This window comes from Dyadobacter sp. HNCC25DJ185, from assembly GCF_056895195.1.
In genome coordinates this window covers 331,030-346,779 of the sequence record NZ_JBXHAR010000009.1, presented here as the reverse complement: position 1 = coordinate 346,779, position 15,750 = coordinate 331,030, and the positions used below count along the sequence as shown (strand labels likewise).

General features: G+C 41.4%; 13 protein-coding genes and 1 tRNA gene. 4 read left to right on the top strand and 10 right to left on the bottom strand.

Features of this window, described 5'->3' with window-relative positions; translation table 11 throughout:
• Positions 1-31 precede the first annotated feature (31 nt).
• The 10 genes from cas4 to AC1XUF_RS25385 form a co-directional block, all read right to left on the bottom strand.
• Positions 32-571, bottom strand: a complete 540-nt coding sequence (gene cas4, locus AC1XUF_RS25430) for a CRISPR-associated protein Cas4 (RefSeq protein ID WP_483344669.1) — start codon at positions 569-571, stop codon at positions 32-34.
• Positions 572-574: 3 nt separating this feature from the next.
• Complete coding sequence (gene cas3 / locus AC1XUF_RS25425; protein ID WP_483344668.1) at positions 575-3,346, bottom strand: CRISPR-associated helicase Cas3'; 2,772 nt, start codon at positions 3,344-3,346, stop codon at positions 575-577.
• Positions 3,330-4,136: a CRISPR-associated protein Cas5 gene (gene cas5, locus AC1XUF_RS25420; RefSeq protein WP_483344667.1), complete on the bottom strand. Its 807-nt coding sequence runs from the start codon at positions 4,134-4,136 to the stop codon at positions 3,330-3,332. Before cas5 ends, cas3 begins: the two co-directional genes overlap by 17 nt.
• Before the next feature lie 2 nt (positions 4,137-4,138).
• Entirely contained in the window at positions 4,139-5,071 is a 933-nt protein-coding gene (locus AC1XUF_RS25415) for a type I CRISPR-associated protein Cas7 (protein WP_483344666.1), read from the bottom strand.
• A 28-nt stretch (positions 5,072-5,099) separates the two neighbouring features.
• Positions 5,100-6,974 carry a hypothetical protein gene (locus AC1XUF_RS25410; protein WP_483344665.1) on the bottom strand — a complete coding sequence of 625 codons (1,875 nt, stop codon included), beginning with the start codon at positions 6,972-6,974 and terminating at the stop codon, positions 5,100-5,102.
• Positions 6,975-7,025: 51 nt separating this feature from the next.
• The gene (gene cas6, locus AC1XUF_RS25405) at positions 7,026-7,850 is read right to left on the bottom strand and encodes a CRISPR-associated endoribonuclease Cas6 (protein ID WP_483344664.1); all 825 of its coding nucleotides are present in this window, start codon (positions 7,848-7,850) and stop codon (positions 7,026-7,028) included.
• Positions 7,851-8,621: 771 nt separating this feature from the next.
• Complete coding sequence (locus tag AC1XUF_RS25400) at positions 8,622-9,830, bottom strand: phage integrase SAM-like domain-containing protein (RefSeq protein WP_483344663.1); 1,209 nt, start codon at positions 9,828-9,830, stop codon at positions 8,622-8,624.
• Between the two features lie 253 nt (positions 9,831-10,083).
• Positions 10,084-10,239 (bottom strand): hypothetical protein, encoded by a 156-nt coding sequence (locus AC1XUF_RS25395; RefSeq protein ID WP_483344676.1) that lies wholly within the window; start codon positions 10,237-10,239, stop codon positions 10,084-10,086.
• A gap of 472 nt (positions 10,240-10,711) precedes the next feature.
• Positions 10,712-11,293, bottom strand: coding sequence for a hypothetical protein (locus AC1XUF_RS25390; RefSeq protein WP_483344662.1), 582 nt, complete (start codon positions 11,291-11,293; stop codon positions 10,712-10,714).
• Between the two features lie 18 nt (positions 11,294-11,311).
• Positions 11,312-12,097, bottom strand: coding sequence for a hypothetical protein (locus tag AC1XUF_RS25385; RefSeq protein WP_483344661.1), 786 nt, complete (start codon positions 12,095-12,097; stop codon positions 11,312-11,314).
• Positions 12,098-12,250: 153 nt separating this feature from the next.
• Between AC1XUF_RS25385 and ubiE the strand changes: the two genes are divergently transcribed.
• The 4 genes from ubiE (at position 12,251) to AC1XUF_RS25365 (ending at position 15,395) form a co-directional block, all read left to right on the top strand.
• Positions 12,251-12,973 carry a bifunctional demethylmenaquinone methyltransferase/2-methoxy-6-polyprenyl-1,4-benzoquinol methylase UbiE gene (gene ubiE / locus AC1XUF_RS25380; RefSeq protein ID WP_483344660.1) on the top strand — a complete coding sequence of 241 codons (723 nt, stop codon included), beginning with the start codon at positions 12,251-12,253 and terminating at the stop codon, positions 12,971-12,973.
• 11 nt (positions 12,974-12,984) lie between these two features.
• The gene (porT, locus tag AC1XUF_RS25375) at positions 12,985-13,659 is read left to right on the top strand and encodes a type IX secretion/gliding motility protein PorT/SprT (protein ID WP_483344659.1); all 675 of its coding nucleotides are present in this window, start codon (positions 12,985-12,987) and stop codon (positions 13,657-13,659) included.
• A gap of 108 nt (positions 13,660-13,767) precedes the next feature.
• A tRNA-Val gene (locus AC1XUF_RS25370) sits at positions 13,768-13,842 on the top strand.
• 614 nt (positions 13,843-14,456) lie between these two features.
• Positions 14,457-15,395 carry a Kelch repeat-containing protein gene (locus tag AC1XUF_RS25365; protein ID WP_483344658.1) on the top strand — a complete coding sequence of 313 codons (939 nt, stop codon included), beginning with the start codon at positions 14,457-14,459 and terminating at the stop codon, positions 15,393-15,395.
• The last annotated feature ends 355 nt before the right edge of the window (positions 15,396-15,750 follow it).

The following is a 15,750-nucleotide window of genomic DNA, read 5'->3' as shown; positions in this document are numbered from 1 at the left end:
TACTGAATTTACTACCAGGTACTGAACTTCATTATTCCTCCGTCGTCCAGCAAAAATCAAAATAACTGCATGATCTGCACTTAGACTTTGGCAGAAGTGGCGGACATTGCCCGGCCTCAATAATTCTGCTTGCATCGGCAATCCAGCTTTCCAGCATCAATTCACCGTCTTTATCCAATTCCACCCTTTCAGTTTGCCGGAGTTTGGGATATTCGATGATGCCGTATTCTGCTTTGATGTTGTTCCTCCGTAGCACATACATGTAAAACTGAACCTGGGCTATATGTGCCTGTTCCTTAGCCGCCGATTTCTTCACTTCATGCACAACACCGTTGTACGGATCATAAAAATCAATCTTGGCCGCCAGTCCGATTCCATCCGGAACGTCTGGCTCTACCGAAATTTCCACCTCCGTATAGCGTTCCGCCCGTTGCGGATAGGTCGTTTCGCCAATTAACTTTCCCTCATATACGATGTCAGAGGTATGCTCCATGCGGATGGAGTGGGCATGCAGCCACATTTCCCGTTTGCATACGTGGTATAGGTTGATAAGGGTGGCGTTGATGTTCATGGGTTAGAGGAACAGATTTTCTCCATCATTATTCAATTCCGCTTCACTTAATCCCCCTTCCAAAGTGTAAATTCGTTCGAGATCAGAATCCCGTGCATTGAGATATAAAAACCCATATTTTTCTTCACCAAACCCCAAACTTTTTATTTTATCAACCGTCTTGGAATGTGAGAATAACGAAAAGGTAAATTTAGACATGATACTTTGCAATGTTTTGTATTGAACGGCGCTCTCCATATCAAATCCAACTTTCCTCTTTCTATTTTCCATCCTCTGAAAAATACAGGATTGGTATAGCTCCCAGATCCTTTTTCCGTCAATGCTTGCGTCACCTTCATTGAAAACATCAAATCTTTCTAAAAACTCTAAATCTTCCGTCGAAAAAATAAATTCACCATTTTCAAGATAAATAGGTAGTTCGATGGGCACAAAGACAGATTCATTTTGCTGATCTATGATTTTGAATTCTTTGTCAACTATCTCATAATTGAGCTTCTGGATTCCAGGATTCAAAAAAGAGTTTTGGAAATTATCAGCCCAGCCAGGATTATCATTGAATTTGTCTCGGCGCTCAAAGACCAACTCATATAAGCGTTTAAAATTCTTGTCCTTTAAAATGCTCTCATATTCTTCCTGAGAAATTTTGTCGCGGGTTACTTTGAACCGATCATCATTTTTATAAAGCAATTTTGGATCATCGACTCTAAATAGATAAACCTCACAATCTTTCTTTGATGCGTTGCGATTTACCCGTCCGGCAAGCTGCTCATCGCTGTCCATCAAGGATATATTTTTAAAACCTAAATCCATATCAATATCAACCCCGGCCTCCACTACCTGGGTGGTAATCAATAAGATATTTCGATTTCTATTAACGTCATTCTTTAAGAAAGTTATTATTTTTCTTCTTTGCGGTTCTAAAATTGTTCCAGAAAGCACGAATATCTCATCAAAACTATGATCGATCCGATCAATGATATTTTTAAATTCTGATGCTGACTTTTTATATATAAATTCCACAATGGTATGTATGCCATTGTAGGTCTGGGCATAAAGATCAGATTTGCTCGTTACAAACTGTGCCAGGTCATCCAATTGTAAATCCCTACGTTCGAAGAGTTCAAAATTGAATTTGACTCGCTCTGCAAAATTCGGGTTGGTAATATATGCTCGCGCGTTTGGAAGCAATTCAACAAATTCTGGCTTAGCGATTCCTGGTATAATCAAATCGCTGATTTTAGGCAAGGTTGCGGACATCAGAATGAATCGAATATTGAAAGGCACGGCATATTGACTAATGAAATACAACATTTTATCCCAAATCTTAGGATTATAAGTTTGGAGCTCGTCAATAATGACTATGGAATTGGCTAAGCGATGCAGATGGTAATTTGCCTCCTTCTTGTTGCTTTTAAGTATTTCAAAGAATTTTACATGCGAAAGGACGGTTAAAGGGTAAAGAGCGAAAAGATTATCAATAAAATCTTTTTTGGCCGATCCGTATTCTCCATCCTTCCTCTCTTCTTCGTTAATCCCTTTACTGTGAAGCCCTGCCTTAGAATGAAGCTCGACCAATTCGTTGTCCTCCAGCAACAACGTTTCATTAAGTGCATTATAGGTTTGTGTTATTAGTGTGGCAAAGGGGAATACGTAATAGACTTTGTTCAGTTCCGGATTAGCCTCCATTAATTCAGTAAGGGCAATCATGGAAAGATTGGTTTTACCTCCACCGGTTGGAGCTTCGATGTAAAATAGATACTTATGGGAGCACTTCCGAATTGTTTGAATCAGTTCGACGGCCATTTCCCGCCTCAGTTTGTTCAGGTTCTCTCTGGATTTTTCTCTTAAATTATCCTCGTTGAATTCAAAGTTTTCAATGTTTGAGAATGTACTTCGGTTGTGGCGGTGCGTGCTTCTCAAATTGAGAATAATTTGTTTAACCCGTTCACGATTATTGAAAACACCAAAGTCAGAAGTTTTTTCTTCACTCATGTACTCATGTGTAGCGAGATAATCCGATGCTGTTAATAAAGAAAAATTGAGTTTGATAAGAGCGAAAAGGGAGAAGTGTATAGGCAGGTTTTCACACCTCTCGAAAAAGCTCCTTTTGAATTCCTGAGGCAATTTCTCCTGTAAGCTAGGGTGAATATCAAATTGATATAAATGCAAGTAATTTTTCATTGCATTCACCTCATCCCCAAATCCAATATCTCCATCAATCGGCTTTGATAAGTATGAAGCGTGATGTTTAAAAATGGGATACGACAACAGGATGATAATAAAATGCATTTTCCACCCATCTTTCCCTTTAAGAGACATTGACATCGAATCCTGTAAATGCTTGACAATGAAAAGGTAAGCACCCAGAGCGGAATGTTTTGTTTCAAGCGGATTGTTTATAATTATCTTAAATAATGGATTGTTCATTTTACTGGAACTCGCCTGAAAGTCTTCATTAACTTTCCCAAAGTCATGAAAATGAATTGTTCTTACTACCGCATTCTTGATAAAGGATGCAATCTGATGTTTATTGGCGGTTTCAAAATTAGATTCCTCGACCAATTTGTTAACCAGCTGATCGACCACCGGATCCAATCTGTGGGCCAGTGTAAGTTCTTTGAAGTAGCGATTTACCAAAGTAATGTGCTCTTCGAGAGATTCTGAGACGCGTCCTGGTGATGTGTGCGCAAGATATTTTCCAGCATCTTTCAACCATTCCTTCAAATTTGGAATAGTTGAAAGAATCTCCTTTACTGAATTAAGAGAGCTGGACATAGCAATGAAGATCGGACAGAAAATATAAGTCGTTCAATGGTGTATCCGATTTCAACGGAAAGTTCGAAAGGGCAAAATCACGCATTTCATATTGAAATAATTCAGTATTAATTCCGATAGGCAGACGTTCAAAATACATAAATGTTTCGGGTGAGAAGACAATCTCATAAGGATTGTAATTATTAAAAAAATTGTCCTCAATAACCTTATCCTTCAATACTACATTGCGTTTATTAACCAGCGTATTGACCTCAAATCTACCAGAATCCTCTTTTTTCAACTCAAACTCGTGCTCTTGAAAAGTAGATTCTCCGTTTGCATCAAGCCACCAAGCTTGAAACTCGTTTTTACCCAGATATGGGATATATTCCGCCTTACCACCTTTCAGATTACTAAAAAGCTTTTGATGATCAGCATTCCCCAAATCGAGAAGCAAGTAGCATCGGTAAGTCGGCTTAATAAGCATCATCTCCTCGATCAGCAAATTCCCATCTGCATTTGCATAGCCAACAGTATTGGTGTATTTCACAGTTGTCTTCTGGAAATTACCACGTTCATGTGCCAGCGGTTCGATGCCTACTGGTAAATCTTGAAGCCTTTGATAATATTCTGGAAGCTCGCCCTTACTTTTATACCCTTTTAAACCAATAATTGCGCCAAGGATACCGAGCAGCGCTGGTTTATGAAGCATGTTGTAGGACAGCAATATTCCGTCATTATAATCTGGCTTTTTGAAGAATCCGAAATCAGCCGTGAGGTCAAACGAAATTAGCTTGTTGTCGTTTGCCATAATTAATTCATTTCTAGTTTCTTAGCATCACTCGGAGCGTTTGATACCTTTGTCACAGCATCGTCATAATACAGTTCAATCCTCTCAATTTCAGCAGCAACGCTAGATCGTGAGAGAATTGCGGATACTTTGCCCAAGTCAATTTCACGGTTTTCATTTACTGTTATCAGTTCGACAAATGAGGGAAGTACAAGCTTTGAACCCTCTTTTAGTTGCACCCAAAGTAGCAGTTCGTTTTCAGTTCCAGACTTAGCAGCCGAATCGTAAAAGGTTGCTCCTGAATGTAGGGATTCCTTCAATTTCGGAATATCGTCAGAATTCAAACCGTCGCTTCCAACCTGCTTGGCCATATCTTCTAAATTTCGGGGATTAACCGAAAAATGGTGAACATAATGTCCTTCTTTCAATTTAAACTGTGTACCAAGTGTAGTTTGCATGGAATCGGCACTTTTATCGTTAGAGTTTCGAAAAGGCGATGATATCTGTTCCGAATAGATAATACTTTCCGGAAACCGGTTTACTCCATGTGTTACCTGAACGGTTCCATGAAGTGACAAATTAGCCCCTTCACTGGCAAACGTTCCTCCGAAAAGCCTTACGTCAATACAATCTAACAATTTTTCCAAAATCACCTTCCTTGCCTTTGAGCCGTCCTTTTTGTCGACTTTGGGAAACTCGCCAAAATATTTAACATAAGTCTGGTCAAGGTCACGGGGCTGCATTGCGTCACTTAAACTTTTAAAATAGAATACTTTTTCATTTGGAAAATTTTTAACAATATAATTTCGGACTGAGTATTTTAGAGCTTTATCCGTTGCGTAAACAGTTCCGTCAGGCAAAGTGCGCGGCTGATGTGTAAAATCTGCATTATAATTTGAATTGATCGATTTGATAATCACACAGCCAAATACGCGGTTTTTGAATGAATTGCTCATGGTTATTAAGTTATACTAGGTGAAAGGTTTATTCTTGGCTGGATTTCTCTTGGTCTTCGGTAACGCTTTCATTTGAGTTATCTGCTGACAAAGCATTTTTTGAAAAGATACCGGCCAAGATTGTAGGTATAATATCTCGAACCGCATCAGTTTCATATTCTAAAACCTCAGCAAATGGTATTCTAAAATTATTTGAGAATGTCTTATGCTTGTATGTGTCAAACATTCTTACTATTGCCTTGTTTAGTTCTTTGGAATTTACTTTTTTCAGAAAAGATTCCAAACGTTGGTAGCTGGTATCTGAACTTTGACTTTTCTTCATTAGATAAGCTATTACTTGTCCTACCGTAAAAGCGTATTGGTCATCCGTTTCAATTGAGATTTCTCCTTTTGTGAGTTGCTGTATAAACGCTCTGTGTTCTTTCAGTTTGCTAGCCATTGTTTGAGGTTGGTTATTTTTTAAATCGAATTTTTCGGAAAGACTGAACCAAATATTTAACTTCTGATGAATGGAATGGTACTGAGAATGGGTGTTGTTTTTGAATTCATCCAATCGCATATCTTCCACGATACTAGATTGTAAAATATCGTCAAACATCAATTTGCTCACCGCCTGCCGCTTAGATTTGAAAATAAAATCGTAAAATGCCCGCCGATATTTCATCACCTGCAGATACGTCACATCTGATTTGCAATAGGCCGAATCAATGTCTTCAAAGTATTTATGCTGAAAGTCACCCTTCTTTGTCTTGACAATAAGTGCGTTATTCAGAATATTGACCAAGATAATGTATTGAAAATCAAATACATTACTAACAGTTGGTGAGTATTTGCAACTGAACAAATCATCTACTTTCCAAGGCCTCCCATTTTCATCTGTAAGTTTGTACTCAAATTTTGACACGAAATCAAAATCCTTAATCTCACCCATTTGATAGAAAAGCAGATAGTAATTTCCTAAATCCGATTTGTGTTTGTCATGAAGCTTCTCAATGATCTCCTTGTAACCTATTTTACCACCTTCGCCAGCATTTTCCTTAAAAAGGGCTATTGACTCTTCTATCAGTTCTTCATGATTAATAAAAATAGGAAGCGGGCGTGGAAAAATATTACGCCCCATTAAGTCCTGAAACTCATAAAGCGATCTGGCGTCCTTTGCCGATATACGCCCGGATATGTCAAAGCTTGCGGACTGATGGCTCAAAAATATTTTTTTTGTTGGAAATCCATTGAAAAAGTCACTGGTGCCGTAAGTTTCCTCACAAACCACTTTGTTGTAGTCACTGGTATTGAAAAGCTTATCCGATAAATATTTAGAATTCGCTGCCTGATATTTTTCTAGGGGTTCATCAAGATAAAAAATGACATATTCCGCATCCTTCATTTCGGAAAAAGCCGGAATCTTGTCAAGCCAGGCATGCATTTTCTCTTCACTGTTTAATGTATATTTAAAAACTTCAATCCGCTGTTTATCTGATTCGTTCTCCAATAAATCCTGACCTTTTGAAAAATATGTATTGATGCGATCATAAACCTGTGATTTGCCACTGGAGGCGTTCGTAAGATATTTCTCTCCGTTTACCAGATTTTCACGCTTCATCGCCACGCAATAAGGAGAGCAGCTATGGATCGCCTTTGTCGGTAAGTCGAAACATTTATTTGTATTTACACACCACGACAATTGCGATAGTGCAACAAAGTTGTTCAAAGAATCTAGCTCTTCGGGAAGCAGATTTTTATTCTTGGTATAAACCGACGTAACCAGTGAATCATCATTTAACAAAATGGTGTCTAAATCAGACTGTATACGTAGAAGAATGTGCAATCCATCCTTTGGTTTCAGCCCTAAGGCCTTAAAGTCCGGGCCCAAGGAGTTTACGAATTGGGTGATTTCTTTTATCATGTTTCTGTTTTCTATTTTTTGCTGGGATGGCAAACTGTTTTCAAAGCTGAATTAAATGTTGTACACCACCTCACAACACCCACACCCCAGCGTACTCGAATACTTCCCAATCCCACTCGCCAACGCCACCTCCAATATCTGCCTTGGCGCAGTAAGCTCGAATTCAAAATTGTGAAAACCAATCACTTTGGTCTGTTTGCTTTCCTTACCTTCCTTCACCAGCATGCCGCGTTGCTTGATGTTCTGATCGGGTAATAATTTGAATTTAACCAGTCGCTGCGCAACTTCCGCGTTCATGATCAATCCCCCATTTTCCTGAACACTCCTGTACTTGTCCACCACATTATGGGCCAGCAGCATCGCGAATTTATCATCATCCGGCGCTAAGTATTGATCCATGTTTTCCACTTTCTCGGCAATCACCATGGGCGAAAGTGTCCGAAGTCTGAGTGTGGGCTGATTACCTTCCGGAATGTCAACGGGTAAGGTTTCAACGCGCTCCACAACGAAATCCGCTTGATAATCCCGGTTGTACAGACTAAGCTTTTGACTTTGGAAAAGACCAACAATAAAATCCTCTGCCGCCTGGTCCATATAAAAAGATACGATTAGCGAAATTTCGTCGGAACGTAAACGCATATACGAATCACCTGGTTTGGGTTTTTCGATCTTTGGAATGATTAGGGACGAAAATGTGAAGTGTTTAAAAGATTTATTTCCGTTGGGAACCATGTAGCCCTTTCGATGCAGAAAGGCCGCATACTCCGAATCGGCATCATGTAATAATTTATAGATCCACGCCTGAAGAGGATATTGGTAGTTGAACAACAGTTGTTGTCTATCTCTGAACGGTTTTAAAGCAAGTTTGAAACGCATGATTGGGGGGAGCGGTTACGTTCCGTATGTTATCACTTTTTTGCTAATATATTAAATTATTGGTGGTCTTATTATTTATCGGTAATCGTCTTCATGCGGCATAATTGCAGTATTACAAACAACCTCACAGTCTTCTCAGTGAAATTGAAAGAAGCTAGCTTAGAAAATTATTACCAAATCCAAGGCATCATCTGCCGTTTTGTTAATAAAGTTACTATGAAACCCCATAAGAGTTTAATGTGCGAGTGTCTGTAAAGCCGTTAAAGAATGTTGGCTGGTATGCGATCCGCTAATATCTGAGCAATAGTTGGCGGGCAACATGCAGGGGAAGTAGCTTTGTGAGGTTCATTCTCTCAGCCACATTTTTCAAATAATCGTTAGAGCCTCTAACCCGCGTTTTGGTATCACTTTGCACCTCATATGATTTAGAAGATCGGATATCTTGGCAAGATCAAAGAAGATCAGATCATGAACGTTACTCTTTGAATAGTGCCACAAAATCTCCGCTACCTTGTCCGGCACCTTCAATGATTCCGCTTTAGGTTTTTACCAATTTAGTAATACAAACGGTCATTCTGAAATCCGACCATTTCAATCTAAATACATCCGAAACCCGCATGCCAGCAAAATAAGGAAACAGGTCGGAGGTTTCGCGTATAATTTTCAGCTGTGGGCAACTCTATTTTTTTCGCTCCCCCGCCTCGTCGGCCGTTAGGCCAATTTTCGAACTAGCCTGGAAATTTATAGCAATCTGGCAGTGTACCGCTGCCCTTACCCGTTCCCAAGGACCTTATCCAACGCCTCATCTGCATCCTTATTGATAAATGCAGATTGGTAACCAATTGTTGTCAAGATACTGGAATGCCGATAAAGCTTCTGAAGCATCTGGATATTGACTTTATCGCCCGCTTCGGTGGCGAACGAATGCCTGGCAATATGCATAGTCAGTTTTTTTGTGATTCCTGCAGCTGTTGCCACGTCTTTTTGAAGCCACTTATCAATTGCACTGGTTTTGAAAGCAATTGTTCGCTCTGTGATAAACTGATCAGAAGAATCAACCTCCTTCAGTTCTGGGAAAACGAAATCGTTGTTTTTCTTTTTTAACGGTTTGTACTGTTCAAGTATTCTCTCCGCCCTTTCCGGGATCTTCAGTGAACCGACTTTATCATTTTTGCCCATCACGTACACTAGCCGACCATTTTGGAAGTCACTCCAGCGCAGTCGGAGCAGATCCGATATGCGCATTCCTGCGAAATAATAGGAGACTAACCAAAGGTTCCGGCAATGGTTGGCTCTTTCTGGAAGTTCTATTTCTTCCAGCTTTTTAATCTCTTCTGCATTAAGACCTATTTTCCCGGTCTCAGGGAATTTGATGATCACTTTTCCTTTTCCAAAGGGGGTTTGCTCCGGCTTGATAGCCTCCTCGCGTTTAGCCAAACTAAAGACTGAACGTATCATCGATAAATGATTCACCGCAGAACGCTCGGATAATTTTAGAGAATTCGTTACATGTGCTTTGAAGGACTCCAGTAGATAGACGGTGATCTCCTGAAATGACACATCTTGTTTGAGAAAAGCCCTGAAATGTTTTACCCTTGGCTTATCAGCGGTGTATTGATTGTACTTGCCGGATTCTTTTAACAAAGACAGATACTTTTCGGCATATTCAAAAAACATCGGTGTACGCGCCTTCTTGCTGCTCCTTTTTATGAAACTGGCGGTAACGGCCTCCTTTTCAGATTCGAGTGTTATTGCCTTATCGCTTAACTCAGCTATTTTTTTGGCAATGAGATTATTAAGCCTGGTGGAATTGGGGTGGCTTTTACGGATACGCCCTTTATCCGAATCCCAGAGTTCCTCGGGAACACTGTAGTCCAGTAACATAAAGTACGATTTGCGATCCTTCGTGATCCGAAGCGCAATGGGATATGTCCCGTCCTTCTTTTTGTTGCGTTTGAGTACTGCTTTTATCGTTGCCATGACCTAAAATTACTAAGAAAATTGGACAACAATTGGACAACATTTGCCTTTTTTATATCATTTCATATGATTTCACATGAATACAAAAATAGTGTAACTGACTTATTTTCAATATAATATATATTTTTGACGTATATAGGAAAGCATTAAAAAAGGACTGAAAATCCTTGTGTCGGCGGTTCGGTTCCGTCCATCACCACTGAAAAACATTTTTGTTTTCGCATTTTCAGCCGGTAAATGGCCTGCTCAGCTTTTAATCGATGATTTTAATCGTAGCGGATACCTTCCCCCTAAAATGAAAAGAAGCCTGTCTTGGTAAAAATGATATGTCAAGAACAGGCAATCGGAGAATTTTGCCTGCTTCCCTGAATTGATGTGTCAGTATTTTATCGGCTGGACTGGGTTCCAGATTGGAAGAAGGAGTACTACAACGGCTCCGTTATACGAATAGCTCCTAAGTTTGAATCGCATTGTTTGGTAATGGGAAAAAGGTCGCAGTCTTCTTAAATCATTGGTCAGACGTTTATAAAATACCGTTTCGTTTAACTTTTGTCGAGAGAAGGTCATTCGGCCAAAAGGCGGAGGCGCTAAACCACTAAGCCCTTTCATAAGATTATATGGCAGCCGTTATACAGAGTTTCCTTTTCTTAGTCCGAGTTACCTTTGTGAATCAAACCAGAAAGGTATTGGATGGGTAGTTACCAGGTGCTGACTATTGATTGGCAGGAAAGAAGCTGGTTTGGAAAGGCATAAAGAAACCGCACTTAATTTCTGATAGATCGCCTTAACCATATCTTGTTTACCATGAAAAATTTGAGGAATATGGTTTGGATTGTGTAAATCTGAAAGCCGGGACTACATAGTAGCTTTCAAAGGCCGGGCTAACTTCCGAATATCCTTCTATCTGTTATGCGGTCCCGGTGGTTTTCTAAAAATTCACAAAAGGACCTGATCTGCGCGATCTGGTGGGCAAAATCCAATGAATGGTCGTAGTCTTCCTGATAAACTCCTATAAAATCGGTAATGATATAGCGCAAACTCCTGATCCCTTTTGCGCGTAAGGCTGGCAGGTAAAAATTCTGATGGCTCATCGCGTAGCATCCTGGCACATAATTATTGGTAGTTTTGATATCGACGGCGAGTGTCTTGCCTAAAACGTCTACGTAGCCATATAGCAGAACATCGTCGAGCTGGTATTCGCAATAAACCTGGGTTTTCAGCATAGGTCTGGGCAGCAATGCCCGAACCTTTTCCAATATTTGGTAGTCGTACAATTCTTCATCAATCCCCTTAATGACAGCCTCTTCAAATGACGCGCCTTTGCGCTGAGCTTCCGTTTGCGGGACGGGTACCCGGTTAACCCTGTTAAGCAACTCATCTTCATTAATATATCCTTTTTCAAAACGGTCAAAAACGTTGAGTAACGTGGGATAAAGCTTGTACTTAACGGCGTTAGTTGGCATAGTTAAGGGTGTTAGATTTTACTTTGGTTTCCTAAAACGGAAAGTTAGGAACAAAGAAAGCAAGCTGAACTTATCATTGGGCGTATCGCTGTAAGTCGTACTTTCCTCAGGATTGATCAATCTTTGGCCCGAAGTAGCATCGAGTTTATCTGTCCGTACAAAGTAAAAACGATAGTCGAGGCCGATCTTCCAATGTGGTAACAGCTCATAGTCCAGGGAAGTGCCGAGAGGCAGCACGCCTTCTCTGGTCTTTTTGATTCCGGTTGGCCCTTTTGCAGGTCCCCACCGTAAAAATAACGGGTTTCTTGCACTCAACTGGCTATTTGTAAATCTGACCAGCTGATCATTGTCGATATCGAATGCGTTTGCACTGAACCAGATCTGACCGCAGCCTGCGTAAACATAGAAATTGACAGGCCCTGGTTCAAGGCGGTTGAACTGTTCCGTGAGGTTCCATTTAAAAAGGCATTCAAGCGTATTGTATTCATTAATAAAATAGGAGTTGAAGAAAGAGGTCGCCTGCCCCCCGATCTTACCTGCAGTGTAATCCAGGTTCAAAGAAAAATGTTTACTGAAAGCCCGCCCGATACTTATTCCGGTTGTTCCCCGCATATCCTGCTCATTCAGTTCTCCAAAAAACTGGGTCAACCCACTACGGACGGAGAAAGAGAAGCATAACTTTTCTTTCCTGAGATAGCTCTTTTTTGCGCTGATACCATTGGTTGAGAATTTTCGCCACGATGGCTGAGCATTCAGGCAAATGGGGCCCAGGGAAAAGGCAATGAAGAAGACGACCGCGCGCATAGCAAAGGATTGATTAAAGAATTGTTCAACTGCTATTTAGACGTGCGATTTCGCTCCTGGTAACTCAGGTCCGTCAAATTGGGGGTTTTAGGAACGAGATAACCGTAATTATCTGTTAGTTTTGTTTAGAATTGCATTTATCTGGAGAAAAAAATGAGCGTAGTACCGTATAAAGACAAGGAAGGAAGCAAGAGGGAACAGGTAGCCGAAATGTTTGATAATATTTCGCCAAAATATGATTTGCTCAATCATCTTTTAAGTGGCGGGGTGGATATCTACTGGCGGAAAAGGGCGATTAAACTCCTGAGAAAGCAGCAACCAAAAGTCATTCTCGACATTGCCACAGGCACGGGCGACTTTGCAATCGAAGCGCTTGCTCTTAAGCCTGAAAAAATCATTGGCGTTGATATTTCAGAAGGAATGCTGGCCGTCGGGCGTGAAAAAATAGCCAGGATCGGGAAGCAGGATGTGATCAGCCTGCAAAGCGGCGACTCGGAAAGTTTGTCTTTTGCAAACAATTATTTTGACGCGATCATCGTTTCGTTTGGAGTACGTAATTTCCAGAATTTACTGGCTGGGCTGACCGAGATGAACCGCGTAATGAAGCCAGGAGGAAATTGTGTGGTAGTGGAGTTTTCCAAACCCCGCAGCTTTCCATTTAAACAACTGTATAATTTTTATTTCAAATACATATTACCAGTCATTGGAAATGCCGTCTCAAAGGATAATTCGGCATATACATATCTGCCTGAATCTGTTCAGGCATTTCCCGATGGCGAGGCTTTTCTTGAAATTTATAAAAAAGCAGGTTTCATAAATACCAAATGCATACCACTTACCTTCGGGATCTGTTCAATTTACATCGGTCAAAAGTAATATTTGGCGTTATGCTGTTGCTCACAACAGCCCAGGAATTACAGGCGCAGGGCATCGGATACAGAAGAAAGCACCTCGAATATTACGACGACAAACCTATACATTACGGTATCCTTTTTGCGGTTCCTTTTACAAGGTTCAATATCAAGCATAGCAAAGATTTTATTCCGAAGGATTCGGCTTTCGTGATCCAATCCCCCACGAACGCTGCGTTCAGGATGGGTTTTATTGTAAATGCCTTTCTGACCGACCATTTTGACCTGCGCACGACTCCTTCCGTTTCATTGTACGAACGCAACGTAAAATTCAGCTATCCCAATGGTACTGACAGGATTGAGAAACGCGAATCGACCTGGATCGAGGTGCCCGTTTTACTTAAATACAAGTCTCTGAGAAGGGTAAATTCGCGGATGTATATGCTGGCAGGTGCGACATTCGGGATCGAAACGAATGTTAAAAGAAGCAGGGGAGGAAGCGGCGGTGGCCGATTGGATACCAAGTCAAGCGATGTTTCTATTGATTTCGGCGTTGGTTACGAACAATTCTTCGAGTTCTTCAAATTCGCCCCGGAACTGCGTTTTTCGCAAGGGTTGACCAATATGTTTCAGCCTACCAAGAATTCGGTAGGGGTCGGAATTCAGAAAATGACAACACACACAGTTACGTTGTATTTAAACTTTGAATAATTGGAAGTTGATCCTCAGGACGTTGTAAATTATTTTATTTTTTTTGCCTGAAATGTTTGCAGAGATAAATTTCGTCCCACATATTTGCACTCCCAAACGACGGGAAAGGGGAGTTTAGCTCAGTTGGTTCAGAGCATCTGCCTTACAAGCAGAGGGTCGGGGGTTCGAATCCCTCAACTCCCACAATGAAAATCAAGCACTTACGAGATAAAACTTGTAGGTGCTTTTTTATTTGCACAAATATTAATTGTTGTCCGCTACTTTTTTAAAAGACAACAACATTTATATCGCCCAATCTAATTTTCTGTCATGGAACCGACACCATCCCCGGGTATCCGGCTCTTTGGCAATTAACTTGACTTTGGGATCGTCGTCCCTGTTTATACCCGGAAAAAAGTTGCTTCGCCAAATTGTTTCCAGAAGGAATTCAAGTCGAAGGAATCCCCTTTTCTACATAAGGATTTCTCACACTAGTGCGCCGTTTGATAAATGAAATTTTACGCTCACACAATAGTATTTATGTTTGTGTTGGTTGTACTAATTATTGTCTTATCAGTAATTAGTGTAAAAGTATCTCCGTTCCCACCATTTAAAATACGTATGCAGGTCTTTTGCCTTGCATAATCATCTCCCGAAACGGGGATAAGTTCATCTCACGTTCTTCATAGCTTTTCCTTTTTGGTCATCTGTCCAGCGGGAATTCCGTGCATTTCGCGCGCGGTTGCGGTTGTTTAATTCATTTTTTATTCACCGAGGATCAGAGCGCTCCTGGCCTCTGACCTGCTAACTACCAGTCTATGAAGAAAAACCTACCTTCTCTAATTCTCCCACTTTTGCTGGCCTCAAGTGTCTCGCATGCCCAAAGCAGACATTGGGAAGAAATCAAACCTTCGAAATCATTAAACTCAGAAATTCAATCCAAATTTCAGAGAATCTTAAAGGATACCTCATACAATCTGGGCTCAACGGATATACCCTCGCCCAGGTCAGGGGCCTGCAGCTGGCAGGACGCGACCGGGAACCTACTGGTTTTCTCAGGGATTGGTTACGACGGTAATGGCAACTGGGGTTTGCTGGATGATCTCTGGAAATATGATCCGGGTACGAATGACTGGCAGCGACTAAAAGGAAAAGGTGAAATCTTTTCGCCGGATTTAGACAATCCCGATTCCCCATCCTCCCGCCGCAATGCAGCCTGCTGGCGCGATAAGCAAGGAAATCTCTGGCTGATGGGTGGCAAGCAGCTTAATGATACTGACTATTTCAATGACTTGTGGAAGTACAACCCAGCAAATAATACCTGGAAGCGCATTTCGGGTAAGACCGAAATCAACCTGAATGCAGTTTGGGGCGATAGCAAAGGTGTTGCCAGCGCAGACATTTATCCCGGAAGCCGTGCAGGCGCTTCAACCTGGACAGATCAGGATGGTCATTTATGGCTTTTGGAGGATTTAGCAGGGATTACCGTAGAGGCTCTGAGGATCTATTTAACGATCTATGGATGTATGAGCCGGAAGGGCAAGTCTGGACGTGGGTTGCAGGCAACGACATTGCCAACCATAAGGGGATATTTCCCTCGAAGGAAGGGGGTGCCCGACCCTGTCCCTCGGCCCGTTCGAACGCTGCTGCGTGGTATGATGAAAGGGCTCATAAGCTCTGGCTATACGGAGGAACCGGGATCGACACGACAGGAAAGGATTCCGGCGCACTTTCAGATCTTTGGTTCTTTGACATAGCAACTGCCAAGTGGCAATGGGCAGGTGGCAGTACCAATCTGTTCGGCAGGGCCGATGGAATCAGAGACCATTTATCGTACCCAGGTCACCGCACTCGAGCCATTACCTGGACAGACGAACTGGGCAACTTCTATTTATATGGCGGACAGAACAAGATTACAGACGAAGAGGTAGATATTGATCCGTACATCTGGCAGTTTAACCCAAGGTCGGTCCAATGGCATAGGGTAATTGCTCAAAACGCACCGGACGCCATTAGCGAGGGAAATGCACTCACGGATTTTTCCGGGAATATATTCCTTTTCGGCGGCAGGAAATTCAACCGCGTAACAACGCAAAGCTATCCAACTAATCA

What these genes read in the sequence shown, in the direction of transcription:
- cas5 (WP_483344667.1), bottom strand. Translation starts at nt 4,136, where the DNA reads ATGGCAAACGACAACAAGCTAATTTCGTTTGACCTCACGGCTGATTTC.
- AC1XUF_RS25410 (WP_483344665.1), bottom strand. Translation starts at nt 6,974, where the DNA reads ATGATAAAAGAAATCACCCAATTCGTAAACTCCTTGGGCCCGGACTTT.
- cas3 (WP_483344668.1), bottom strand. Translation starts at nt 3,346, where the DNA reads ATGTCCAGCTCTCTTAATTCAGTAAAGGAGATTCTTTCAACTATTCCA.
- AC1XUF_RS25365 (WP_483344658.1), top strand. Translation starts at nt 14,457, where the DNA reads ATGAAGAAAAACCTACCTTCTCTAATTCTCCCACTTTTGCTGGCCTCA.
- AC1XUF_RS25415 (WP_483344666.1), bottom strand. Translation starts at nt 5,071, where the DNA reads ATGAGCAATTCATTCAAAAACCGCGTATTTGGCTGTGTGATTATCAAA.
- ubiE (WP_483344660.1), top strand. Translation starts at nt 12,251, where the DNA reads ATGAGCGTAGTACCGTATAAAGACAAGGAAGGAAGCAAGAGGGAACAG.
- cas4 (WP_483344669.1), bottom strand. Translation starts at nt 571, where the DNA reads ATGAACATCAACGCCACCCTTATCAACCTATACCACGTATGCAAACGG.
- AC1XUF_RS25400 (WP_483344663.1), bottom strand. Translation starts at nt 9,830, where the DNA reads ATGGCAACGATAAAAGCAGTACTCAAACGCAACAAAAAGAAGGACGGG.
- AC1XUF_RS25385 (WP_483344661.1), bottom strand. Translation starts at nt 12,097, where the DNA reads ATGCGCGCGGTCGTCTTCTTCATTGCCTTTTCCCTGGGCCCCATTTGC.
- cas6 (WP_483344664.1), bottom strand. Translation starts at nt 7,850, where the DNA reads ATGCGTTTCAAACTTGCTTTAAAACCGTTCAGAGATAGACAACAACTG.
- AC1XUF_RS25390 (WP_483344662.1), bottom strand. Translation starts at nt 11,293, where the DNA reads ATGCCAACTAACGCCGTTAAGTACAAGCTTTATCCCACGTTACTCAAC.
- porT (WP_483344659.1), top strand. Translation starts at nt 12,985, where the DNA reads ATGCTGTTGCTCACAACAGCCCAGGAATTACAGGCGCAGGGCATCGGA.